Origin of the sequence: Leptolyngbya sp. FACHB-541 (assembly GCF_014695875.1) — a bacterium.
Taxonomy (GTDB): domain Bacteria; phylum Cyanobacteriota; class Cyanobacteriia; order Elainellales; family Elainellaceae; genus JAAUTN01.
Genome location: NZ_JACJPC010000141.1, coordinates 104485 through 126988, shown reverse-complemented (window position 1 = coordinate 126988; position 22504 = coordinate 104485). Strand labels below are relative to the sequence as shown.

Here is a 22504-nt window from a genome sequence, read left to right as displayed (position 1 = left end):
AACGACTATGGCAGATGTGACAGCAAATGCTTCAAATCCTTTTCCAGGTGAGGTGCTGTGTGTTCCTGGAACTCTACAAATCAACGCTGGACGGGACACCAAAACGCTGACGGTAGCGAACCTGGGCGATCGCCCCATCCAGGTCGGCTCTCACTACCACTTTTTTGAAGTGAATCGCGCCTTGCAATTTGATCGGGCAGAAGCTTATGGGTTTCGGCTGGACATTCCGGCAGGCACGGCAATTCGGTTTGAACCGGGTGATACCAAAGCGGTGGCTCTAGTTGCGATCGGGGGGACGCGCTATGTGCATGGACTCAATAACCTGGTGAATCAGGCGTTGGAGGTGCCCCATGCCAAAGAAACCGCCCTAGAGCGAGTGCGATCGCTGGGTTACAGCACGGTGTCATCAGAGGAAGAGCATGGAAATTAGCCGGGAGCGTTATGCCGAGTTATTTGGCCCTACGGTGGGCGATCGCATTCGGTTAGGAGATACGTCTTTGATCGCTGAAGTCGAGCGAGACACTACGGTTTACGGCGACGAATGTGTGTTTGGCGGAGGTAAAACTCTGCGCGATGGCTTGGGGTTAGCCCCGGGCATTACAGCCGCTGAAGGCGCACTAGATCTGGTAATCACGAATGTGGTGCTGATGGACCCGGTGCAAGGCATTGTCAAGACAGACATCGGCATCAAAGATGGGCGAGTTGTCGGCATTGGTAAAGCGGGCAACCCTGGCGTGATGGAGGGCGTGCAGCCCAATCTGGTGATTAGTGCCAATACGGATGTGCGATCGGCAGAAGGTTTGATTGCTACTCCCGGTGGCATTGACTGTCACGTTCACTTTGACAGTGCTGGACTCTGTGCCGAAGCCCTTTCTAGCGGACTCACGACGATGATCGGTGGGGGACTGGGTCCGGTGACGGTGGGTATCTGTTCGGGGGGAGCCTACAATATGGGCTTGATGCTGCAAGCCTCCGAAGGCTTTGCTATGAACTTTGGTTTCTTAGGTAAAGGCAGTTCTAGCCTTCCTGCCAGCTTAGTTGAACAGGTTGAAGGGGGCGCGATCGGGCTCAAAATCCATGAAGACTGGGGCGCGATGCCTGCCGTAATTGATACCTGTCTTTCGGTGGCCGATGAGTACGATTTTCAGGTGCAAATCCACACCGATACGTTAAATGAGTCGGGCTATGTGGAAGACACAATGGCGGCGATTCGGGGACGCACCATTCACATGTATCACACTGAGGGTGCAGGGGGTGGACATGCCCCTGACATCATCAAGGTGGCTGGCTACTCGCACTGTCTGCCATCTTCAACCAATCCCACAAATCCTTACACGGTTAACACATTTGATGAACATTTGGATATGGTTATGGTCTGCCATCACCTCAATCCAAAGGTGCCAGAAGATGTCGCCTTTGCCGAATCGCGGATTCGGGCTGAAACGATCGCCGCTGAAGACATCTTGCACGACATGGGCGCGATTAGCATGATGGGGTCTGACAGCCAGGGGATGGGGCGGATTGGGGAAGTGATCTGTCGTACCTGGCAGTTGGCATCGAAGATGAAGGACCAGCGAGGCGCACTACCCGAAGATAGCGATCGCAACGACAATCAGCGAATTTTGCGATATCTGGCAAAGTACACGATTAATCCAGCCAAAACTTGTGGAATTGATGCCCATGTGGGTTCAATCGAACCGGGTAAAATCGCTGACATTGTGCTGTGGCAACCGGGCTTTTTCGGCATCAAACCCGAACTCATTATCAAAGGTGGGTTTATTGCCTGGTCGCCAATGGGCGAGTCTAATGCTTCGCTAATGACCTGCGAACCGATTCTCTACCGTCCGCAGTGGGGCAGTTTTGGCAGTGCTAAGCAATCCACTTCTTTTTGCTTTGTTACCCAAACTGCATTGGATCAGGGCTTGCCGGATAAGCTGAAGCTCCGCAAACAGCTATTACCTGTAAAAGGGACGCGATCGCTAAGTAAAGCGGATATGTTGCACAACAATGCCTGCCCTGACATAGAGGTTGATCCAGACACATTTCAGGTGCGGGTGAATGGCGAAATTGCCACTTGTGAACCCGTCTCACGCGTGCCCCTCGGTCGGCTCTACATTTTCCGGTAAACCCAACTTGAAGGAGAAAGTGATGCAAAAATCAGTGGCTCGTTTAGGAGTGGGTGGGCCCGTTGGCAGTGGTAAAACAGCCTTACTGGAACGGTTAGTGCCTTTGTTAATACAGCAGGGCATTGAAGTGGCAGTCGTCACCAATGATTTGCTGACTCAAGAAGATGCCGATCGCCTCAAGCGTAAAGGGTTTTTACCCAGCGATCGCATTATTGGTGTGGAAACGGGTAGTTGCCCCCATACAGCCATTCGCGAAGATCCGACGATGAATCTGCTGGCTATTCGCAACCTGGAGCGATCGTTCCCAGAACTCGATCTCGTTTTTGTCGAAAGTGGGGGTGATAATCTGGCATCAACCTTTAGCTACGACTTAATTGATGCCTACATTTTTGTGCTGGATGTAGGGGCAGGCGATGACATTCCCCGCAAAAATGGGCCCGGTTTTATGCAGGCAGACTTAGTGGTGATCAACAAGATTGACATTGCCCCTTATGTGGGTGCTGACTTGGCTTTAATTCAGCGTGAAGCCTCAGAACGACGACGCGGCAAGCCGATCGCCTATACCAACTGTAAAACAGGTGAAGGATTGGACCAGGTGGTGCAGTTTATCTTTAACCAATTGCTGTTTCAATCCGTCCGAGTAATGGCTTAGTCACTCGACGGAAACAGGGATTAAACAGGTATTAAGAATTAAAAAAACAAGTATGGTTGCTCAACTTATTGACCCGGCGGCTGTTAATCCGGCAAGTGTTAATCCGGCAATCGCTGCACCCGATCAGTCATCGCAGAAACATCTTAGTTTGCAGATTGGATTGGATCAATTCAATCAATCTTTTGTGTATCGGCAGTATGCTACCTATCCGTTCAGGCTCTCCCGTTCGCTGCGGCTCGATCCGACAGATACTCATCGTGCCTATCTTTACATCATGAATTCGTCACCTGGATTGTTAGCGGGTGATCAGTTTCAGCTCAGCGTGCGATTGAGCGATCGCACCAGTCTGTATCTCACCGACCAGTCGGCTACCAAGGTGCATCAGATGCCGATCGACCAACGTGCCCGCATCCACTATGACGTTGAGGTTGGTGCTGATGCCAGTTTAGAGTTTCTCCCAGAGCCAATCATTTTGTATCGTGATGCCAGTTTGGAGCAAACGATGCAGGTGACGCTGGCACCCACCGGAAGTCTGTTTCTGAGCGAAATCATAGTTCCCGGTCGGTTAGCGCGAGGAGAATGTTTCCAGTTTCAGCGTTATTTTAATCGGTTGCAGGTCTACACTCCTGCTGGAGCGTTGGTCTTCACCGATGCTATGCAGTTAAAGGGACAGGATAGATGTGGAGCCTACGGTTCTATCTTTGCGCCTCAACCCATTCTCGCTAATTTGATTCTGGTTATGCCCGGAGTTGATTTGCAATCTCTGGCTCTGGATTTAGAGCAGTTTGCCCAAAAACAGGCGTTCACTGCTGCCAGTTCTGCTTTGCCAAACTGTAACGGCTTACTGGTCAGAGCAATGGCATCTAACGTGCCGATCTTGAAAGCTTACATCAGCCATGCTCTAACCCAGATTCGGCATTTGAGTAGTCAACCTGCTTTACCAGAGATTCCAAAATGACAATCCTGGCAGAAACCTATTTGGGTAATCAAGCAACGAACTCAGCTTTACAGCAGCAAGTAGCGCAGGCTCGACAAGCAGAAGCTTTATTAGAAGTCTATTTGCAGACCGACGATCGCGCCAAAGGTCGGATTCATGCCCACTCGACAACGGGTGTTGAGCTTGGCATTATCAAAAGTCGCGAACAGTTCCTCAGTACAGGAGATGTGTTTATCACCAATCTCGGACAACTGTTGTTAATTCACCTCCATACCCAAACGGTCATGGTACTGAGCTTTAACGGTGATGTAATGGGTCATGCCATTGACCTAATTTATTTAGGTCATGTTCTTGGCAATCACCATTGGCCAATTTTGGTGCAGGGCGATCGCATTTACCTGGAAATGGTGGCCGATCCAGCCGTAATGGAAGCAACGGTGAAAAACATCAATATTCCAGGTTTGTGTATTGACTATGAGGTGCGATCGCCCGATGCCCCGCTGCAATTCTCGCCACATACGCATCACTAATGGTTATGGTTGATTCTCGTCTAGCTCTGATGCAATTGTCTGATTCCTTTTTCCCATCAGGCTCTTTTACCCTTTCCCACGGTTTAGAAGCAATGGTGCAAACTAACCAAATTCGCTCTGCTCAAGATGTAGAAGCATTTCTTCAGTTGCTATTGCATAACAAAGTGGGTTGCTCAGATTTAATTGCTTTAATTCATGCCTATCGTGCTAGTGCCGCCAATGATCTCAGCGAAATTCGACGAGCCGACCAGCAGTTATATGCTCAGACTTTAATTCAGGCAACCCGTGAAGCTCAATGCCGGAGTGGACAAGCATTGTTGTTAGTGGCGCAATCAACCTGGAACGATGCCCAACTGGTAGCATTCCAGGAGGATATTGATACTCACGACACTCCCGGTTTACATCCAATTGTGTTTGCAATGGTGGGTCGTGCCGTTCACTTAAGTGAGAGAGACACCAGTTTTGCGTTTCTCCACAGTTTTGTCACAGGTTTAGTCGGTGCGGCGATCCGTCTGGGCGTTTTGGGGCACTTGGGCGCACAGTCGATTCTTCATAGGATGTCATTAGAGATAGAGGCGATCGCCACTCAAGCCTCAGCTCTTTCTCTAGAGGACATGTGGTCATGCACACCCGCAATCGACATTGCCCAAATGTCTCATCAGCGATTAGTCAGCAAGCAATTCTCGACGTAATCAAATTGGATCAAGTCGAACTAAAGAATAAACTTCTCGATTGCCACTGCCGCCCCGTCTGCTTCAACGCTCGGCGCAACCCAGTTGCCGTAGGTCTGCACCTCAGCGGGGGCATTGCCCATTGCCACACCGATTCCGGCATAGTCCAGCATCTCAACATCGTTGAAATTATCGCCAACCGTCATCACGTTTTCAGGTTGCAGTCCCAGCATTTCTTCTGCCAGATAGCGCACGGCGACCCCTTTATTGACCAGCGGGTTTGCCACTTCAAAAAAGGTGGCAACCGATTTCGTGAAGTAAAGCTCGGCAGGGGTATAGCGCTGACGTAAGGAAGTGAGCAATTGGTCGATCAGTTCAATGTCGTCGCTCAGCGCCAAAATCTTAGTCGGTTCGCGGTCTAGCACCTGCCGCAGATCGCCAACTGGAATCGGTACTACGCCCGACCGCTCTGCATACGCCTCAGTTTCTGAAGTGATTTCTCTTACATAAAGCTGATCGTCGATGTAAAAGTGAATCGAGAGAAACCGCTTTAACTCGGTTTGCTCAAAGTAGTCGAGCATTTGGTGAGCCGTCTGTCGCGACACCGGGTAGTGGCGATACACCTTCTCATCCACCGGACTTTTGATGAATGCGCCCTGATAAGCTAGTAGCGGCAGACTAGAGCCAACTTCTTCGTAAAACCGCAAAGCAGACTGATACATTCTGCCAGTGGCGATCGCCACCTGCACCCCTTTCGCCTGAGCTGCGCGAATTGCCTGTTTCACTGCTGGGCGAATTTGATTGGATTCCCCAGCAATCGTACCGTCGATGTCTAAGACCAAAAGCTGAATCTGACCAATCTCACTGCTAGAAGCGCTTTCAGAAGCGATCGCCAATCTATCTTGCTGCATCATGGTTTGGTTCAACTCAGCAATTCTCACTTTAACGGTTAGAGGCACAAAGAATCGCCTGTCTACTTTGGGGGTTTGACCCCTAATTCAGGGAACCCCTTCCGTGCTAGCCTTTGGGCTATGAGTGAGGCACGAAATCGACGCAGGGCGAGCTATCAAGTATTGTTCGCGACACTGTGGCTGACACTGCTAGTTTTGGCAGTGAAACTTTGGGCTGGCTGGGCGACGCGATCGCTCAGTCTGCTTGCAGAATCGCTGCATACGTTGATCGATAGCTTTAGTATCGTGCTGAGTCTGTCCGCGATCGCCTCCTCCTATCGCACGTCAGGGCGAGAAATTTGGACTCACGATAGGCGAGAAACAGCGGGGGTGCTGCTGCTTGCGTCGTTTTTAGGATTTTCTGGGTTTAGCTTGCTGGTTCTGTCGGTGCAGCAGCTTGACGTGGTTACTCAAGGATTAGAATCGCAGTTTCCGGTAGAGATCAGCATGCCGCTGATTCAGCTTTTGGTCGTGGTGGTGGCCATCAACCTGTGTATGGTGTGGTTTCAGCGCTACGAAGCTCGGCTATTGGAAAATCAGGCGCTACAAATCAATGCCAATCACGTGCTAAAAGATGCCTGGTTGACGGTTTTGGTTTGCGTCGGACTGGTTGGGGTTTGGCGCGGCTATGTCTGGCTTGACCCGCTGCTGGCGATCGCCCTTGTGCTCATGAGCATCCGCAGCTATTGGCGAATGCTCAACTGGCAGTTGCCCTGGCTGGTGCGGCAGGTGGCGATCGCCCCCGAAGTTTTGTCACAAATTGCTCGACAGGTCGAAGGCGTTACCCACTGCGAAAAAATTCGCTCGAAAGGGCTGGTGGGTCGTCAGGTGTTAGTTGAAATGTCCCTGGCGCTACACCCAGAGTTTATGTCTGTCGCTCGCTCAATCGCTGAACGGGTAGAGGCAGCGATTCGGGAGCGCTATGGAGCAGTGAAAGTGGTGATTTATATTGAGGGCGATCGCTTCAAGCCTGACTCCGGTGCAGAATCCCTTCGATTCAGAAATATCAGCAGCCGACGCAGCGATCCCGACTTGAACTAAACCAGGAGACATTCCTTGTAGGGGCGAACGACCGTTCGCCCCTACAGCAGGCGTTCTACCTGAGCGAATGGGGCGTTAAAATCAAGGCTATGCAGCAATCTTCCTCCTCCCCCTTATTTGTCCTGATCGATGGGCACTCCCTTGCCTTTCGCTCTTATTTCGCCCATGCCAGAGGGCGAGATGGCGGACTGCGTACCTCCACGGGCATTCCCACAAGCGTCTGTTACGGCTTCCTCAAGTCCATGCTTGACATGATGGAAAGCCAGAAGCCGCAGTACGTGGCGATCGCCTTTGACCGGGGAGAAGCCACCTTCCGCCACCAGACGGACGAAACCTACAAGGCGGGTCGCCCCGATGCCCCCGAAGACTTCATGCCTGACCTGGAAAACCTCCAGGAATTGCTCGATGCCTTCAATCTGCCGGTGCTAGCCATTGCGGGCTATGAAGCAGACGACATTCTGGGAACGCTGGCACGGCGTGCCAATGCAGCAAACTATCGGGTAAAGATTCTCAGCGGCGATCAAGACTTGTTTCAACTGATTGATCCCGAACAAAAGACGACGGTGCTGTATCTGAGCAATGCCTTTGCTGCTCGTGCTAACACTGGCGCAAACGAGTTTGGCGCAGAGCAGGTGAAGGAAAAGCTAGGAATTTTGCCTAGTCAGGTTGTGGACTACAAGGCGCTATGTGGCGACTCGTCTGACAACATTCCGGGGGTGAAGGGAATTGGCGCAAAAACTGCGGTTCAACTGCTGAACGAATATGGCTCTCTAGAGCAGATCTACGCTTCTCTCGACCAGATCAAAGGCGCAGTCAAAAAGAAGCTGGAAGAGGGCAGAGAGTCGGCGCTACATTCGCAGTACATGGCGCAAATTCACCTCGACGTGCCGGTGGAGGTGGACATCGAAGACTGCAAGCTGAAAGGGTTTGATGGCGATCGCCTCCTCCCCCTCCTAGAAAAGCTAGAATTCCGCCAGTTTATTCGGCAGATTCCCAAAATACAGAAGACGTTTGGAGGCGAGGCGATCGCAGAAGACGAAACCGGCCCTGCAATAGAAGACGAACCGCCCTCAACCAATCCGCTTAACTTCAACACCAACAGCGAAGATCTCTGGTTCTTCAGTCCAGAAGATACCGAAGCCAGCCAGCAGGTTGCAGCAGTAGACATTCAACCCCAAATCATCGACACGCCTGAGAAACTAGAGGCGCTAGTCAAACGGCTCAAAACCTGCAAAGATTCCACCGCTCCCGTCGCCTGGGACACCGAAACCGATGCAGTGGATGCCAGAATCGCTAACCTAGTCGGCATTGGCTGCTGTTGGGGTGAAGGTCTGTCAGACATGGCTTATATCCCTGTGGGGCACAAGTCAGGCAAAAACCTGGACAAAGCCACCGCATTAGAAGCGCTGCGTCCAATTTTAGAGAGCGCCGACTACCCCAAGGTGCTGCAAAACGCCAAGTTCGATCGCCTGGTGCTGCGAAATCAGGGAATTCACCTGGCAGGCGTTGAGTTTGACACAATGCTAGCCAGCTACGTGCTAAATCCTGACACCAGCCACAACCTGACCGATTTAGCCCTGCGCTACCTCAACCTTGCCACTCAGAGTTACACCGATCTGGTGCCCAAGGGTAAAACGATGGTGGATATGGACATTCCTCCTGTCGCCATCTACTGCGGCATGGATGTCTACACCACGTTTCACCTGATGCCCAAACTGCGGGCAGAACTGGAGCCACTGCCAGATTTGTATCGCCTGTTTCGAGAAGTAGAAGTGCCGCTAGAACCCGTCTTGGCAGAGATGGAATACTGCGGTGTTCGCATCGACAAAGACTATCTAGCAGAATTCTCTAAACGGCTGGAGAAAGACCTGGACACAATTGAGCAGCAGGCTTATGAGTCAGCAGGCGAAAAATTTAACCTGGGATCGCCCAAACAGTTGAGCGACCTGCTATTTGACAAACTGAAACTCGATCGCCGCAAGTCGCGCAAAATCAAAACAGGTTACTCCACCGATGCGGCTACTCTGGAAAAACTTCAGGGCGATCATCCTGTCGTGGACGCAATTCTGGAGCATCGTACCCTCATTAAGTTGAAGTCTACCTATGTAGATGCTCTGCCCTTATTGGCAGACCCAGAGACACAGCGAATTCACACCGACTTCAACCAGGCGATTACCTCAACGGGCCGGCTTTCCTCCTCCAATCCAAACTTGCAGAATATTCCGATTCGCACGGCGTTTAGTCGGCAAATTCGGGCAGGGTTTGTGCCAGAACCGGGCTGGTTGCTAGTAGCGGCAGACTACTCTCAGATTGAATTACGAATTCTGGCGCACCTGAGCCAAGAGCCTGTGTTGGTAGAAACCTATCGGAATAACCAGGACATTCACACGCTGACTGCAAGACTGCTGTTTGAGAAAGAGACGATTACCTCAGAAGAACGCCGCATGGCGAAGGTGATTAACTTTGGCGTGATTTATGGCATGGGTGCTTCCCGGTTTGCGCGAGAGGCAGGAGTCAGCCGAATTGAGGCACAGGGCTTTATCGATCGCTTCAATGAACGCTATCCCCTCGTGTTTGAGTATTTGCTGAGAATGCAGCGAGAGGCGATCGCCAACGGCTACGTCACCACCATCAAAGGTCGTCGCCGCTACTTCAACTTCACCACCGACAAACTAATTCGCTTGCGTGACAAAGATCCTGACGAGATTGACCTGAGCAAAATCAAATCACCAGGACAATATGATGCTGGACTGCTGCGAGCGGCAGCAAACGCCCCGATTCAAGGCTCCAGCGCCGACATCATCAAAATTGCAATGGTGAAACTGCACGAATTGCTCAAAGGCTACCAGTCAAAGCTGTTGCTGCAAGTGCATGACGAACTGGTGTTTGAAGTGCCGCCTGACGAATGGGAAGAACTCCAGCCCAAAGTGAAATCCGTGATGGAGTCAGCGGTCGAGCTAGCCGTGCCACTCCTGGTTGAAATCCGGGCCGGGAAAAACTGGATGGATGCAAAATGAAGGATCTTCAGTTTAGAGACATCCAAAATTTGCTCTAAAAATGGGAAAGAAACAAACTCTTAATGCAAAACGACTCACCAAAAAGCAGGTTCAAGAACTAATAGAATCTGAAGGGAAACTGCATGAAGAATTTACAAAATCTTTTGAGAGAACGTACAGCACTGGATACAAGGATCAACCTCTAGTCTATGAGCTACCCGATGATCGATTTTTGCTTGTCTTTGACCCTAAAGACATTTCGATCCCTGGTAAAGGCGACATCTATTCCAAAGATAGTCTTTTACGGATGATTCGATTCCACCAAAAAGTCAAAGAAGACGCAGTTAATGGTCGCAGTAGTTCTATATCTAATTGGAAATATTACTCAAAACATAAAGCTCAGCTTGTCAATCAAATCGACGCACTGACTGATGAACTAGCAAGATGTTTGAGTATTTCAAACACTCAGCTAGATTTCTCCTACAAAAGCTTGGATATCGTATCTAGCAAAGCTGAAGACTACGGACTTGAAAATGTTCAAACCGAACTGTATGACAATCTAGTCGCATACGTGGGAGAAGTTCTGCGACGTAGAGTAAAAGGACATTGGGTTATCGAAAAAGACCATTCAGATCGGGAATATTTAGTTGTATACGTGAGAGAAGTTCTGCGGCATGAAGTAGAAGAAGATTGGCTTGCCGAAAGAGACTACTCAGACTGTGGGTATCCTCTGATTAGCGCAAATCAGGGATTGTTAATGCCTATTAATGTGGTGTGGCGAGAGCTGAGCGGGCTTGAGCCAATGAATTTACGCAAGGAAACTGCTAATGAAGTGAGACGATTTTCACTAACATATTGCTAGATTTAACAGTTTCTAGATGCAGTTTCGTAGCACGGGCTTAACTAAACAAGGGGCTTAAGCCCCTTGTTCTACAATCAATTCACAAGTGAGTGTACAGAAGTAGAATTTTATCCCTGTTCTACCAGATTCAAAGGAGTAGGAGATGCTAAAATTTCCCGGCGACCGCTCCCCCGATAGGTTCTTTCCCGGCGATTTCCACCCTGCCCAACAAAATGGTGATCTGAGCTAGCAGGACTTAGCTCAGCCGAGCGCGAGATAACCCCCTGATTGACCGTCAGACCCATGAGCATCAGCCCAGACAGCATAGCGAAGGTGAGAACGCGCATAAAAGAAGTTGCCTATATAAGCTTCCGCTCCCTTATACAGTGACTCACATTGCTGTCCGGAATTGACACTCTCCTTGGCTCTGGAGTGGCAAACAGGATTGCCTAGTTTGATAAGATGTCCAGCATAGTCGAAGAAACTTATAAGTCGTTCCCCTATGACAATTAAAAAGTATGTTTACTGGCAAGATGAGGAGATGTGGCTTGGTTATCTAGAGGAGTATCCAGACTACTGGACTCAGGCGGAAACCGAGAACGAATTGAAGGAAAACTTAGCTGACATCTACAAAGAATTAACAGGTGGAACGCTCTCCAATGTCCGAAGAGTGGCTGAACTTGAAGTATCGTGAAAAGACGAGATTTGATCAAACACCTTGAAGAAATGGGGTGTGTATTTGTTCGTCATGGTGGCAAGCACGACTGGTATCAGAATCCAAAAACGAAAGTATCTCAACCTATTCCAAGGCACCGAGAGATTAAGGAACAGCTTGCTAAGCACATTGTCAAAATGCTCAGTAATGAAAGCTAGCTCTCGCACTTCTATTTCACGCTAAATCTCAAGCTAGTGATGGCAGCAAAATCTAAGCCAGGGTCAGATTCGCCGATTGTCCGAACTCCAGGTGGGCTGTTTGCAGGCGCAACTTATCCTTTTCGCGCCCTCTCACTCCTGGGAAAAACGCCAAAGCTGCGGGGCTATGTGTTGGTGCCAATTCTGGTAAACCTGATTGTAGGCGGCACTCTTTACGCCGGGCTGCTGTTTGCTGGCTTCCAGGGAATTGATGCTGCAATTCAGAATTTACCTGCGTGGGCCGCTTTCCTGGATGTCGTTTTACGGGTGTTGCTAACGATTCTGCTGTTTTTGCTCACCGGATTTGTGCTGCTTCAGTTTGGTGTGCTGCTGGGGTCGCCGTGGTACGGCAAATTGTCTGAAGAGCTAGAGCAGCTACGCACTGGGAAAACGGCAATTCCGCCGGGGGGCGTTGGAGGAATTTTTGTAGAGATTTGGCGGGCGATCGCCTTTGAAATCAAAAAACTGGCTCTAACAGCAGCGATCGCTCTACCGCTCCTGCTACTCAACTTTGCGCCCGGAGTGGGAACTGTAGTCGCTACCATTGGCGGCATTGCCCTAGCAGCCACAATTGTCTGTCTCGACTTTTTAGACCCAGCTTTGGAACGTCGACGATTTCGGTTTCGTACCAAGTTGGGCATTGTAGCCCGAAATCTTCCTGCCAGTGCCAGCTTTGGGCTGGTTTGCTTAGGACTAGTTAGCATTCCCCTCATTAACCTGCTGGCAATCCCGCTTTGTGTCACGGCTGGAACGCTATTTTTTTGCGATCGCGTTCTGCCTGGTCTGGGGGAGAAATAAGGGACTGGGGGTTATGAGTTGGATGCTAGGGACTTGCTATGAAAGCGAAACTTGAGCGAGGTGGGTTTTAGGAAGAGCCAGCTAATGAATAATGCAATGGCAGTAAATAGCTGTACCGAATCTAAAGGAGACAAATAGCCATCTGCAAAAGAGGCGATGCTGCGGTCAACGACCCCAAACAGCCAGCATGAAACGCCAAATAGCCAGAGTCCACTTCTGAGAGTTCCCAGGAAAAGGGTCGGTTCTGAAGAGTGGTTTTCCATACATTTAGATCCTCTATAACAGTGAAGGCTTAGTTCAATCCCTTCGAGTTGAGGTGAAGGCGATCGCGCTTATTTGCTCTGTATTGTCTCAAGGTTAAGAAATATTTACCTTGCTTGACATTGTACCAAAGACGTAGGGCAAACCTATTCACGATGTCTGAAGAGGGAATTGCGTAAAGGGCAGAGCGTGTTCCCAATGATCAGTGATGCCGAACGCCTTTTAGAGACTCGATCTTAGACGTGTGATCGCCATCTTCCGGGGAACTGGTCACAATAGAAGAGCGAACTGCGGGTATTTCCATGCCAATACAGGCAGAACGATTTGTTGACAATTGGGCTTACCTCAAGACCGAACTCCAGTGGCTCGACCGAGTGCTGATGCTAGCGGTAGCACGGCAACGGCAAGAAACAAAGGAGGTCGATCGCTTTTCTCAGTCTCGTGCCGACCGGGCAACAAGCCACTGGTGGAAGGGGATCATGTCCTTCAAGGAGAACATTGCCTATGACGAACATCGCCCACCAGCCCAGTCCACAGGCAAAACGTCTAGCCTGGGCTATCAGCAGCAGCTCGAACACCGGATTCAGGTCAGTCGAGAGCAGGGAATTTTTCTAGGCTTGCCGTCGTTGCGCGATCGCCTCAATCTCACCTTGTTTGAGAAAAACCTGGTTTTGCTGGGGCTAGCTCCCGAAATCAATCGCCGCTACGCCAAAATTTATCGTTACTTACAAGGGGACGATATCGCCTCAAAAACTGACTTGCCGACGGTTGACTTGGTGCTGCGACTGCTTTGCCGCAACGATGTGGAATGGCGGGTTGCCCGGATTCACCTCACCACTGCTTCGCCACTATTGCAGCACAATTTGCTGAAACTACTGGCTGCTCCTAACGATACGGTACTCAACTATCCGGTAAAGCTGGCTGATCCGCTGGTGGACTATTTGCTGGCAGAGCAGCCAACGACGCAAGCGCTGGATTGCCTGCTCAGTCAATTCATTACGCCTCCTCTGCCTGCCTTACTCTCTAGTCGTGAGGTCAACACGACTTGGACAGATTTGATTTTGCCGGAGCCGCTACACAACACGCTTCAGCTTCTGGGTCAGCAGGTGCAATATGCCAGGAATTCAAACCTGATCAAACCTGCTGATCGCGATCGCACTGGCACTCTGGCACTGTTGGTAGGAGCAACGGGAACAGGCAAAACCACAGCAGCAGAGGCGATCGCCCATTCCCTAGATTCGTCGCTATGGGAGGTAGACCTGTCGCGAATCGATCCAACTAACTCCCGCCAACTATTTGAGGAAATTGAGACGGAGACTCCGGAGGTGCTGCTGATTCGCTCGGCTCACCTCTGGCTGGGGCGTTCGTCATCCTTACCGCAGGCTGAAATTCACCGTTTCCTGGATCAGCGGCAACAGACTCCAGCAATCACTTTATTGACAGCACCTTTCCAGCAATCTGTGCGGTTGTCTTGGCAGCGACGTTTAGATCGGGTGCTGAAATTTTCGCTACCCAGTCAGGGCGATCGCCTTAAACTTTGGCAGCAGTTCCTCTCCACTCAAATTCCCCTGGATCGTCAGATCGACTGGGAACATCTGGCACAGTTGAAGCTAACCGGTGGGGAGATTGAGGCGATCGCCTACGCTGCAGCGCTTACCTTTGCTGCCTCGGATGACTCAACGCTGAGCATGAGTCATCTCATTCAAGCATTGAAGCAGTCCGGCAAATCGCTCACTCCTAAATCAACGAAGCGTCAACAGAACGCGAAACAGGTTCTCAAAAATGTTCCGAGGATTGCTGACCCGGTGAAGGATGAGCCAGTTATTCAGGATGAACCAATAACTCAGAGTCAGCCTGCTAAGCGCAAGTCGCCGCGCAAATCGTCTACTCGCGAATCAACTAATTCAGCTAATTCAACTAGGAAAAATTCCAAGCAAACGAAGGACAATATTGCTTAATCATGGTGCTGGAGCAAATATGCCTACCAAGCTGAAAAAAGTGGGTTACGGCTTTTGGTTTCAATGGGTGCTGGTGACAATGCTTGGTTTTATGGTTAGTTTGCACTGGATTGAGATTGGTACTCGACCGGAACTAGGCGCTTTAGAAGGCGCAGTCGGTGGGGCGATCGTCGGCGTCGCGCAATGTTTGGTGTTGCGTCAGCGAATTTCCTATTTTTGGGGCTGGAGCATTGCCTGTGTGCTGGGTTGGAGCCTGATTGGTGCTTTGGGAATTGGCGCTTTAGGTTGGGTTGCGCCCAGAAACATGGTTGATATCTTCCTCAGAGCAGTCTGGGGATTGATCGAGGGAATGAAGGTCGGAATCGTGATTGGGAGCTTGCAGTGGCTAGTGCTGCGAGGGCAAGTTCCTAATGCGTGGCGGTGGATTGTTGCCAGTATGCTGGGCTGGTCAGTCGGTCTGGGGGCTGGCTGGACGGTTGGGGCAATCTTGCGAATGAGGACAGGGCTGTTTTTGGGAGAAGTTTTGGGTCTGACTGTCACCTGGGTTGTGATGGCTGCGGTGACTGGAGTCTGCCTGATTGAATTGCTGCAGCGGGATGACCGAAAGACGTTGTTTCGGTTGCGGTAGAGGCTACTTTAAAGGTTAATTTTTCGTGCGTTTAGCGCACGAAAAATTAACCTTCATCAACTTTAGAATTAGGGGGCTTTTGGTCGATCGGTTTTTGGCGCTGCCAGATTTTGAGGGTGCGATCGCTGCTTCCACTAATCAACAGATGGCTGTCGGGGCTGAAGGCGATCGCGTTCACATCTCGCGTATGTCCGACGAGGGTGCGCTTTAGCCGACCCGTTTCCGTTTCCCAAATCTTTACGGTGTGATCGCCGCCGCCGCTGGCGATTAGCTCTCCGTCAGGGCTAATGGCGACTGCACGAATCCAGTCGAGGTGTCCGGTAAGGGTGTTGAGCAGTTGCCCCGTTCGCATTTCCCAGAGCCTTACTGTGTTGTCGCAGCCGCCGCTAATCAGGATGTTGCCGTTGGGGGCGATCGCAATCGAATTCACGTCTCGCGTATGCCCGACCAGCGTATGCAGCAGTTCTCCCGTGCCAAAATTCCACAGACGAATCGTGTTGTCGTTGCTGCTGCTAGCAAGAATCTGACCATCGGGACTGATCGCCACACTCGTCACCGCTCTGGGATGGGGCAGCGTGCGAAAGAGTCTACCTGTGGTCAACTGCCAGATTTTCACCGTGCAGTCATCGCTGCCGCTGACCAGTGCTTGCCCATCGGGACTGACCGCGACTGAGAGCGACAGCACCGAGTCCGCATGTTCGGTCAGGGTAGACAGCAGTTCTCCGTCCAGATTCCACAGCTTGATCGTGTCGTCTACACTGCCGCTGACCAGGGTTTCTCCGTCGGGGCTAAAGGCGACCGACAAAACAGGGGCAATGTGTCCCTTTAAGTTTTGCCTGAGTTCACCGTTCCAGTCCCACAGTTTTAGGGTTTTGTCAAAGGAGCCGGTGGCAATCAGTTGCCCGTCAGGACTGACCGCAACAGTTGCAACCGAGTTGACGTGCCCGTGCAGCGTGTGCAGGCATTTCCAGGTGGGTACTGGAGGTGCCGTTGCGGTGCGTGGGGTTGTCTGAAACGGGCTGAGGGTGAGCGGTACGGTCAAGCGAGCTAGAGAAATCGGTTGAGGGCTGAGGGCATGAAGGGCGATCGCCGCTGAAGCATAGCGCCGACTGATAGCTGGGTCGAGCATTCTATCCAGCACGTAGCCTAATGAGTCGCTCACCGGGCTCAGCAAATAGTCACGCCAGATCCAGACTCCATCACTGAAGGAATACAGGTCAAAGGGCGGCACGTCGGTCAGCAGGTGAATGCAGGTCACGCCCAGGCTGTAGAGGTCGCTGGCAAACACAGCCCTTCCTACAATCTGTTCGGGTGCCGCATAGCCCGCACTGCCAATCGACGTGCCCGTGCGATTGAGTGCCGTTCCCGTTGCCACCTTTGCTGCGCCAAAGTCTACCAGCACCAACTGCTCATCGTTTCGTCGTCGAATGACGTTGGCAGGTTTGATGTCGCGATGGATGACATGGCGATCGTGGATAAATTGCAGCACGGGCAATAGGTCATTCAACACTCCCCGAATCTGCTCTTCGCTAAAGGCTCCTGACAGGTCTAGCTCTTGCTCCAGGTTGGGCCCATCCACATAGGTTTGAATCAAGTATTGGTAAGGCGACTGGTCAAAGTGAGCCAGCAGTTTAGGAATTTGCGGATGCTGGTCAAGCTGCTCCATTCGCACAGCTTCCTGGTGAAATAGCTCCGTCGCCTTTTCTAGCTCCAGCACTCCCAGGTCCTTGGGAAAGAATTGCTTGATGACGCAGGTAGGTTTGGAGGGAATGTGTTCATCGACTGCTAGAAACGTTCTGCCGAAACCGCCTCGCCCAATCGGTCGCAGTGCTCGATAGCGATCGCACAACAGCAATCCTAAGCCGCAATTTTGGCAAAACCGTGCCTGCCCCAAGTTTTGGGGCTTTTCACAGACCGGATTGAGGCAGTAGCTCATACGAATGCAACCCAGCTTAATCGAGCATCATGATCATCTACACGATGTGGAACTCCCGCTTCGAGAAAGTTACACATTGCGACATTGAAGAACGGAGAAGAACGGAATTTGGATCAGAATTACCCCCAATCTAATGAAATCAGGAGGACAACTGCCAGATCTTGACTGCCTGATCCCAACCGCCGCTAACCAAGGTTTGCCCCTCTGCACTAAAGGCAAGGGAAAACACCCAGCCTTTGTGTCCTGATAGGGTATGAAGCAATTCTCCCGATTTTGTATCCCACAACCGGATAGTTTTATCTTTGCTGCTGCTCGCCAGAACATTGCTCTGAGGTTGAAAGGCAACCGCATCAACGCCATCCGTGTGGCCGCTGAGGGTATAAATCAGTTTGCCGTTAGACACCTGCCACAGTTTCACGGTCTGATCTTGACTGCCACTGGCTAGCAGTTGACCATCAGGGCTGAGGGCGATCGCCTCCACTGATTCTGCATGTCCCGTTAGCGTTGCGACCAGGTTTCCTTTGGGCAGACTCCACAGTTTCACCGTCGTATCCTGACTGCCGCTGGCTAACACCTGCCGTTCTCCGTGGTAAGCCACTGAAGTAACCCAGTGTTCATGCCCTGCTAGCGATCGCACGTCTGCCTGTCCCCCAATTCGCCAGAGCCGAATCGTCTGGTCGTGTCCGCCGCTGACCAGCACCTTGCCGCTGATAAACTGCACCGCCCGAATCCAGTCAGAATGTCCGGTGAGCGTTTCGATCAATTCGCCTTTGGCAGCATCCCAGAGTTTAATCGTCTTGTCGTTGCTGGCACTGGCAACAATGCGGCTGTCTGGGCTGATGGCGACCGCCCGCAACCAGGCAATATGTCCGCTTAACGTATGTAGCAGCTTGCCGCTTTCCAAGTGCCAGAGCTTCACTGTTTTGTCGCCGCTGCCGCTGGCTATGAACTGGGCATTAGGGGCAATCGCCACCGATCGCACCCAAGACTCATGACCCATAATCGTCTTCACACATCGCCAACTGGGTAGTGAGTTTGAGGACTGGGGCGACTGATTTGCGCCCAAGCCGTCAATTCCTTCTTCAGCCAGTAGCCGCGTTCCACAATTTTGGCAGAACCTGTTTTCATCAGGATTTGCCGGATTGGGGCAGTCAGGATTAGAGCAATATTTCATACTGGGGGCAGTATCGTTAGCTTGGATTCAATGGTAAGTCTTCTTCGCGGTTTTCCCTACGCTTTGCAAACGCCTCACAGCGGCTACCACTGGGATGGGAGCGATCGCCGCTTCTTTGAGGGATGGTATTACCGCGTCACCCTGCCCGAATGCGGTCAAACCTTCGCTTTCATGTATTCCATCGAAGACCCCACTGGTGGGAAGCCTCACAGCGGCGGCGCAGCTCAAATTCTAGGGCCAGACGACCAGTATCTTTGCCGCACTTTCCCAGATGTTGAGCGATTTTGGGCGTGGAAAGATGCCCTCGGTCTAGGACACTGGGGCACCACAGATTTAACCCAATCTCCTACCGAGCTTCACCCTGACCTGTTTGATCAACACATTCAGCAAGGCTACCAGGGAACTGCCACCTGGCACCAGGGTAAGCTGTCTGATCCGGGTTCCGGTCAAACGGCGCAGTGGCAGTACGAAATTCAGCCCGTCTATGGTTGGGGCGACACCGATCGTCCCCAGCAGTCCACCGCAGGCTGGCTCTCGCAGTTTCAAATCTTTGAACCGGGCTGGCAAATCCTTATGGCGCACGGTCTAGCTACGGGGTGGATCGAGTGGAATGGCGATCGCTACTCCTTTACCCAGGCACCCGCCTACAGCGAAAAAAACTGGGGCGGAGCCTTCCCGCAGCGCTGGTTTTGGCTCAACTGCAACGCCTTTGACAACCAGCCCGACCTGGCGCTGACCGCTGGTGGAGGACGACGGGGTGTCCTTTGGTGGATGGAATCTGTCGCGATGGTTGGCATTCACTACCAGGGCAAGTTTTACGAATTTGTCCCCTGGAACTCTGAGGTTCACTGGGAAATTCATCCCTGGGGCTACTGGCAAATGCAGGCGCAAAACGCCCAGTTTGAAGTTGAGCTAATCGGCACCACCACCCACCCTGGCACTCCCCTTCGCGCCCCCACTGAGCAAGGTTTAATCTTCGCCTGCCGAGACACCATGAAAGGCGAACTCACGCTGCGGCTCTGGGAGAATCGGCTGAGCGGCAAACAACTTCTTTTGGAAGCAACCAGTCATCTTTGTGGGTTGGAAGTGGGTGGACCGTGGGAGGGAGTGTGGCGATCGCAAGTGGAATAGTGAGGAGTGGAGGGCGATCGCCTTACCACCTAGAAGAATTGTCAGGATGCAACTGGTCTTGCTGCCAGGAAATAGGATTGTGGTGAATGTATTGGCGAATGTCATGCAAGGATTTTTCGTTGCGGATGATGTGTTCGTAATAGTTGCGTTGCCAAACCAGGGAACCAGATGTGGACTGAATCAAGTTAATCCGTTTCGTAGAAACAGTCTTAAATGCCCCAATCAAACGCCCCAAAGATTTACGTTTTGTAGCGTCTTCAGTAGGGGCGTTTCGCGAAACGCCCCTACGGGGATCACCGGTTAACACCAAAATACCGTGAAGGTGATTGGGCATGACAATCCATGCATCTAAATGAACGTAAGAATATTGCGTTGCTAACCAAAGATACACATCTGCCACAACTTGCCCCAATTCATTCAACCGCATTTCACCATCAACAATTTCGCCAAACAAACATTCTCGTTGGTGTGTACAAATGGTGATGAAATATGCACCAGTCAATGAATAGTCATACCCCTTCAACCGAAGCGATCGCCGATGATGTTTGTCCAGGTTGTATTGCACAAAATTCTGCCCCTAAAATCGATTGGTAGCAGAATTCCCAAATGCAGAAGGGCGATCGCGTTTGATAGTCAGACATTCACCAGCCAACCTCAACCCATCTCGTTTGATGCTGCAAGATTCAACGCTGAACCGCTACACATCACCTCTTGAACCTCAGACGTCCATGAATCTCAGAACATCACGGGTGAACTTTAGAGCATCACTGATGAACCTCAAAGCATCAAGCTTAATTCTCAGAACATTGCTGATGAACCTCAGAACATCAAGCCTGATTCCCAAAACATCGTTGATGAACTTCAGAACACCAAGCTTAATGTGTTGGGTTCCGCTCTGCTTCACCCAACCTACTAGAGCTTTCTAAATAGCAATGAGTAACTCAGCCTAACCCCTAGTCCCCTACTAAGAGATACATCCTACGACAGTTTTACCTTCGCTCAAAAGCATCTATTTTCAGGAGGACGCGTTCAGACAAGGGGGATCTGCGGTGAAGATTGGCGCTCGTTACCTGGATGGAAATCGTTGTGAATTCACACTTTGGGCACCTTTGCTAGACCAGGTAGCGGTAAAGCTGGTCGCCCCCACAGAAAAACTGTTGCCAATGCAGCCCGGTGAGCATGGCTATTGGCAGGTCACGGCTGAAGACGTTCAGCCCGGAACTCGTTACTTTTACGATTTAGGGGAATTCGATCGCCCCGATCCGGCTTCTCAGTTTCAGCCGGAAGGTGTACATGGCCCGACAGAAGTGGTTGACCATCAAGCGTTTAGCTGGACAGATCAAGATTGGTCAGGGATTCCGCTGGATGAAATGGTGATTTATGAACTGCACGTTGGCACGTTCACACCAGAGGGTACTTTTGAGGCGATCGCTTCTCGTCTTGGCGAACTGCGAGAGTTAGGCATCAATGCGATCGAGATTATGCCCGTTGCTCAGTTTCCCGGTAGCCGCAACTGGGGTTATGACGGCGTGTATCCCTTTGCAGTGCAAGACTCCTATGGTGGTCCAGACGGTCTAAAGCAGTTAATTAACACGTGTCACCAAGAAGGATTTGCCGTCATCTTGGACGTGGTTTACAACCACTTTGGCCCCGAAGGAAACTACACCAGTAGCTTTGCGCCATTCTTCACTGAAACCTACAAAACTCCCTGGGGCAGCGCGATTAACTTCGATGATGCGCGTAGCGAAGGGGTGAGAAATTACTTCATTGAGAATGCGCTTTACTGGTTTGAGCAATTTCATTTTGATGCGCTGCGGCTGGATGCGATTCACGCAATCTATGACTTAGGTGCAAAACATTTCCTCAAGGAATTAGCCGATGATGTAGCTGCTCTATCCAAACAAGTGGGGCGCAAGTTTTACCTGATTGCCGAAAGTGATTTGAATGATGTGCGCGTGATTCGCGAACCTGAAGTTGGTGGTCACGGCATGGATGCTCAGTGGAGCGATGACTTTCATCACTGTTTGCATACCTTGTTAACAGGAGAGCAAATCGGCTACTACCAGGACTTTGGCACTTGTGAACAGTTGGCAAAGGCATATAAAAACAGCTTTGTTTATGACTGGCAATATGCCGCTGAACGCAAGCGTTATCACGGCAGCGATGCAAGCGATCGCCCTGGCTGTCAGTTTGTAATTTGCACCCAAAATCATGACCAGGTTGGGAATCGGATGTTGGGCGATCGCCTCTCTACCCTGGTTTCCTTTGAAGCGTTAAAACTGGCGGCAGGTGCCCTATTGCTGTCCCCTAACATTCCGATGCTGTTTATGGGTGAAGAGTATGGCGAGGAATCTCCTTTTCTGTATTTTGTGAGTCACACTGATCCAGACCTGGTTGAGGCCGTCAGAGAAGGCAGAAAACGGGAATTCTCGGCATTTCATTTAGAAGGGGAATACTCCGATCCTCAAAGTCCTGAAACCTTTAAGCAATCTCAGTTGAAATGGGAGCAGCAAAAGGAAGGAAAGCACAAAGCATTACGGGATCTTTATCAACATCTAATTCATCTACGCCGCACTATTCCTGCGCTAAAGAACCTCGACAAGCAAAACTTAGAAGCTACGGTGCAAGAGGAAAACAAGCTACTGTTTTTACATCGCTGGCAGGATAGCAGCAAGCTATTTTGCATTCTGAACTTCAACAATGAAACGGTAGGTTTTAATACAGATTTACCCAATGGCAATTGGCAAAAAATCTTAGACTCTGCTGATCAAAAGTGGATGGGTTCGGGTGCGGCTTTGCCAGATAGTTTGGCATCTAAATCTGATTCATCGTTAAAGATTCCAGCTCAAAGTTTTGCCGTTTATCAGGCTTAAACAGATTGGGGTGAAGTGTCAGATCTGCGACTTTTTGAAGGAGTCGCAGATCTAAAATCCTAAGTCTATTGATGTTCAACCTAGCGTTA

At 50.9% G+C, this 22504-nt stretch carries 23 protein-coding genes; 16 read left to right on the top strand and 7 right to left on the bottom strand.

Annotated features, from left to right (window positions below):
* Positions 1 to 7: 7 nt before the first annotated feature.
* Genes H6G00_RS31410 through H6G00_RS31385 form a run of 6 tightly spaced genes read left to right on the top strand, consistent with a single transcriptional unit; the run spans position 8 to position 4937 of the window.
* Positions 8 to 430 (top strand): urease subunit beta, encoded by a 423-nt coding sequence (locus tag H6G00_RS31410; RefSeq protein WP_190799726.1) that lies wholly within the window; start codon positions 8 to 10, stop codon positions 428 to 430.
* On the top strand, positions 420 to 2126 hold the full coding sequence (gene ureC, locus H6G00_RS31405; protein ID WP_190799725.1) for an urease subunit alpha: 1707 nt from the start codon (positions 420 to 422) through the stop codon (positions 2124 to 2126). Before H6G00_RS31410 ends, ureC begins: the two co-directional genes overlap by 11 nt.
* A 22-nt stretch (positions 2127 to 2148) precedes the next feature.
* Positions 2149 to 2778 (top strand): urease accessory protein UreG, encoded by a 630-nt coding sequence (ureG, locus tag H6G00_RS31400; protein WP_190799724.1) that lies wholly within the window; start codon positions 2149 to 2151, stop codon positions 2776 to 2778.
* A 52-nt stretch (positions 2779 to 2830) separates the two neighbouring features.
* A complete protein-coding gene (locus H6G00_RS31395; protein WP_190799723.1) occupies positions 2831 to 3736 on the top strand; it encodes an urease accessory protein UreD in 906 nt (301 codons plus the stop codon).
* Positions 3733 to 4245, top strand: coding sequence for an urease accessory protein UreE (locus tag H6G00_RS31390; protein ID WP_190799722.1), 513 nt, complete (start codon positions 3733 to 3735; stop codon positions 4243 to 4245). Before H6G00_RS31395 ends, H6G00_RS31390 begins: the two co-directional genes overlap by 4 nt.
* 5 nt (positions 4246 to 4250) lie before the next feature.
* Complete coding sequence (locus H6G00_RS31385) at positions 4251 to 4937, top strand: urease accessory UreF family protein (RefSeq protein WP_190799721.1); 687 nt, start codon at positions 4251 to 4253, stop codon at positions 4935 to 4937.
* 20 nt (positions 4938 to 4957) lie between these two features.
* On the opposite strand, the gene H6G00_RS31380 is transcribed toward H6G00_RS31385, so the two are convergent.
* Positions 4958 to 5827, bottom strand: coding sequence for a Cof-type HAD-IIB family hydrolase (locus H6G00_RS31380; RefSeq protein ID WP_190799769.1), 870 nt, complete (start codon positions 5825 to 5827; stop codon positions 4958 to 4960).
* Positions 5828 to 5947: 120 nt separating this feature from the next.
* Between H6G00_RS31380 and H6G00_RS31375 the strand changes: the two genes are divergently transcribed.
* The 3 genes from H6G00_RS31375 to H6G00_RS31365 all read left to right on the top strand — a co-directional run bounded on the left by H6G00_RS31375 (position 5948) and on the right by H6G00_RS31365 (position 10765).
* On the top strand, positions 5948 to 6907 hold the full coding sequence (locus H6G00_RS31375) for a cation diffusion facilitator family transporter (RefSeq protein WP_190799720.1): 960 nt from the start codon (positions 5948 to 5950) through the stop codon (positions 6905 to 6907).
* Between the two features lie 89 nt (positions 6908 to 6996).
* Positions 6997 to 9924: a DNA polymerase I gene (gene polA / locus H6G00_RS31370; protein ID WP_190799719.1), complete on the top strand. Its 2928-nt coding sequence runs from the start codon at positions 6997 to 6999 to the stop codon at positions 9922 to 9924.
* A gap of 40 nt (positions 9925 to 9964) precedes the next feature.
* On the top strand, positions 9965 to 10765 hold the full coding sequence (locus tag H6G00_RS31365) for a hypothetical protein (protein ID WP_190799718.1): 801 nt from the start codon (positions 9965 to 9967) through the stop codon (positions 10763 to 10765).
* A gap of 107 nt (positions 10766 to 10872) precedes the next feature.
* On the opposite strand, the gene H6G00_RS31360 is transcribed toward H6G00_RS31365, so the two are convergent.
* A complete protein-coding gene (locus tag H6G00_RS31360; protein ID WP_190799717.1) occupies positions 10873 to 11091 on the bottom strand; it encodes a hypothetical protein in 219 nt (72 codons plus the stop codon).
* Between the two features lie 155 nt (positions 11092 to 11246).
* On the opposite strand from H6G00_RS31360, the gene H6G00_RS31355 reads away from it, so the two are divergent.
* Genes H6G00_RS31355 through H6G00_RS31345 form a run of 3 tightly spaced genes read left to right on the top strand, consistent with a single transcriptional unit; the run spans position 11247 to position 12454 of the window.
* Complete coding sequence (locus H6G00_RS31355; protein ID WP_190799716.1) at positions 11247 to 11438, top strand: hypothetical protein; 192 nt, start codon at positions 11247 to 11249, stop codon at positions 11436 to 11438.
* Complete coding sequence (locus H6G00_RS36920; protein WP_190799715.1) at positions 11435 to 11617, top strand: type II toxin-antitoxin system HicA family toxin; 183 nt, start codon at positions 11435 to 11437, stop codon at positions 11615 to 11617. Before H6G00_RS31355 ends, H6G00_RS36920 begins: the two co-directional genes overlap by 4 nt.
* A 39-nt stretch (positions 11618 to 11656) precedes the next feature.
* Positions 11657 to 12454, top strand: a complete 798-nt coding sequence (locus H6G00_RS31345; protein WP_190799714.1) for an EI24 domain-containing protein — start codon at positions 11657 to 11659, stop codon at positions 12452 to 12454.
* An 11-nt stretch (positions 12455 to 12465) separates the two neighbouring features.
* On the opposite strand, the gene H6G00_RS31340 is transcribed toward H6G00_RS31345, so the two are convergent.
* Complete coding sequence (locus H6G00_RS31340; RefSeq protein ID WP_190799713.1) at positions 12466 to 12717, bottom strand: hypothetical protein; 252 nt, start codon at positions 12715 to 12717, stop codon at positions 12466 to 12468.
* A 300-nt stretch (positions 12718 to 13017) separates the two neighbouring features.
* Between H6G00_RS31340 and H6G00_RS31335 the strand changes: the two genes are divergently transcribed.
* Positions 13018 to 14673: an ATP-binding protein gene (locus tag H6G00_RS31335; protein WP_190799712.1), complete on the top strand. Its 1656-nt coding sequence runs from the start codon at positions 13018 to 13020 to the stop codon at positions 14671 to 14673.
* A gap of 19 nt (positions 14674 to 14692) precedes the next feature.
* On the top strand, positions 14693 to 15301 hold the full coding sequence (locus H6G00_RS31330) for a hypothetical protein (RefSeq protein ID WP_190643888.1): 609 nt from the start codon (positions 14693 to 14695) through the stop codon (positions 15299 to 15301).
* 46 nt (positions 15302 to 15347) lie between these two features.
* Here the strand turns inward: H6G00_RS31330 and H6G00_RS31325 are convergent, their stop codons facing one another.
* Together H6G00_RS31325 and H6G00_RS31320 are read right to left on the bottom strand one after the other, a co-directional pair.
* Entirely contained in the window at positions 15348 to 17237 is a 1890-nt protein-coding gene (locus tag H6G00_RS31325; RefSeq protein ID WP_190799711.1) for a serine/threonine-protein kinase, read from the bottom strand.
* Positions 17238 to 17376: 139 nt separating this feature from the next.
* The gene (locus H6G00_RS31320) at positions 17377 to 18411 is read right to left on the bottom strand and encodes a 4-Cys prefix domain-containing protein (RefSeq protein ID WP_190799710.1); all 1035 of its coding nucleotides are present in this window, start codon (positions 18409 to 18411) and stop codon (positions 17377 to 17379) included.
* Between the two features lie 30 nt (positions 18412 to 18441).
* Here H6G00_RS31320 and H6G00_RS31315 point away from each other — a divergent pair, with 30 nt between their 5' ends.
* Positions 18442 to 19542, top strand: coding sequence for a tocopherol cyclase family protein (locus tag H6G00_RS31315; RefSeq protein ID WP_190799709.1), 1101 nt, complete (start codon positions 18442 to 18444; stop codon positions 19540 to 19542).
* 22 nt (positions 19543 to 19564) lie between these two features.
* On the opposite strand, the gene H6G00_RS31310 is transcribed toward H6G00_RS31315, so the two are convergent.
* Both H6G00_RS31310 and H6G00_RS36380 read right to left on the bottom strand, forming a co-directional pair.
* Positions 19565 to 20107 carry a transposase gene (locus H6G00_RS31310; protein ID WP_190799708.1) on the bottom strand — a complete coding sequence of 181 codons (543 nt, stop codon included), beginning with the start codon at positions 20105 to 20107 and terminating at the stop codon, positions 19565 to 19567.
* Positions 20052 to 20183 carry a hypothetical protein gene (locus H6G00_RS36380; RefSeq protein WP_277882013.1) on the bottom strand — a complete coding sequence of 44 codons (132 nt, stop codon included), beginning with the start codon at positions 20181 to 20183 and terminating at the stop codon, positions 20052 to 20054. Before H6G00_RS36380 ends, H6G00_RS31310 begins: the two co-directional genes overlap by 56 nt.
* A 408-nt stretch (positions 20184 to 20591) precedes the next feature.
* Between H6G00_RS36380 and treZ the strand changes: the two genes are divergently transcribed.
* Positions 20592 to 22415, top strand: a complete 1824-nt coding sequence (gene treZ / locus H6G00_RS31305; protein ID WP_190799707.1) for a malto-oligosyltrehalose trehalohydrolase — start codon at positions 20592 to 20594, stop codon at positions 22413 to 22415.
* Positions 22416 to 22504 lie beyond the last annotated feature (89 nt).

Bases quoted from the DNA above. Each gene is read 5' to 3' on its own strand.
- H6G00_RS31360 (WP_190799717.1), bottom strand. From the start codon at position 11,091: ATGCGCGTTCTCACCTTCGCTATGCTGTCTGGGCTGATGCTCATGGGT.
- H6G00_RS31365 (WP_190799718.1), top strand. From the start codon at position 9,965: ATGGGAAAGAAACAAACTCTTAATGCAAAACGACTCACCAAAAAGCAG.
- H6G00_RS31395 (WP_190799723.1), top strand. From the start codon at position 2,831: ATGGTTGCTCAACTTATTGACCCGGCGGCTGTTAATCCGGCAAGTGTT.
- H6G00_RS31335 (WP_190799712.1), top strand. From the start codon at position 13,018: ATGCCAATACAGGCAGAACGATTTGTTGACAATTGGGCTTACCTCAAG.
- H6G00_RS31380 (WP_190799769.1), bottom strand. From the start codon at position 5,827: ATGCAGCAAGATAGATTGGCGATCGCTTCTGAAAGCGCTTCTAGCAGT.
- H6G00_RS31340 (WP_190799713.1), bottom strand. From the start codon at position 12,717: ATGGAAAACCACTCTTCAGAACCGACCCTTTTCCTGGGAACTCTCAGA.
- polA (WP_190799719.1), top strand. From the start codon at position 6,997: ATGCAGCAATCTTCCTCCTCCCCCTTATTTGTCCTGATCGATGGGCAC.
- H6G00_RS31390 (WP_190799722.1), top strand. From the start codon at position 3,733: ATGACAATCCTGGCAGAAACCTATTTGGGTAATCAAGCAACGAACTCA.
- H6G00_RS31355 (WP_190799716.1), top strand. From the start codon at position 11,247: ATGACAATTAAAAAGTATGTTTACTGGCAAGATGAGGAGATGTGGCTT.
- H6G00_RS31375 (WP_190799720.1), top strand. From the start codon at position 5,948: ATGAGTGAGGCACGAAATCGACGCAGGGCGAGCTATCAAGTATTGTTC.
- H6G00_RS31385 (WP_190799721.1), top strand. From the start codon at position 4,251: ATGGTTGATTCTCGTCTAGCTCTGATGCAATTGTCTGATTCCTTTTTC.
- H6G00_RS31345 (WP_190799714.1), top strand. From the start codon at position 11,657: ATGGCAGCAAAATCTAAGCCAGGGTCAGATTCGCCGATTGTCCGAACT.
- H6G00_RS31330 (WP_190643888.1), top strand. From the start codon at position 14,693: ATGCCTACCAAGCTGAAAAAAGTGGGTTACGGCTTTTGGTTTCAATGG.
- ureG (WP_190799724.1), top strand. From the start codon at position 2,149: ATGCAAAAATCAGTGGCTCGTTTAGGAGTGGGTGGGCCCGTTGGCAGT.
- H6G00_RS31410 (WP_190799726.1), top strand. From the start codon at position 8: ATGGCAGATGTGACAGCAAATGCTTCAAATCCTTTTCCAGGTGAGGTG.
- H6G00_RS31315 (WP_190799709.1), top strand. From the start codon at position 18,442: ATGGTAAGTCTTCTTCGCGGTTTTCCCTACGCTTTGCAAACGCCTCAC.
- ureC (WP_190799725.1), top strand. From the start codon at position 420: ATGGAAATTAGCCGGGAGCGTTATGCCGAGTTATTTGGCCCTACGGTG.
- H6G00_RS31320 (WP_190799710.1), bottom strand. From the start codon at position 18,411: ATGAAATATTGCTCTAATCCTGACTGCCCCAATCCGGCAAATCCTGAT.
- H6G00_RS31325 (WP_190799711.1), bottom strand. From the start codon at position 17,237: ATGAGCTACTGCCTCAATCCGGTCTGTGAAAAGCCCCAAAACTTGGGG.
- H6G00_RS36380 (WP_277882013.1), bottom strand. From the start codon at position 20,183: ATGTCTGACTATCAAACGCGATCGCCCTTCTGCATTTGGGAATTCTGC.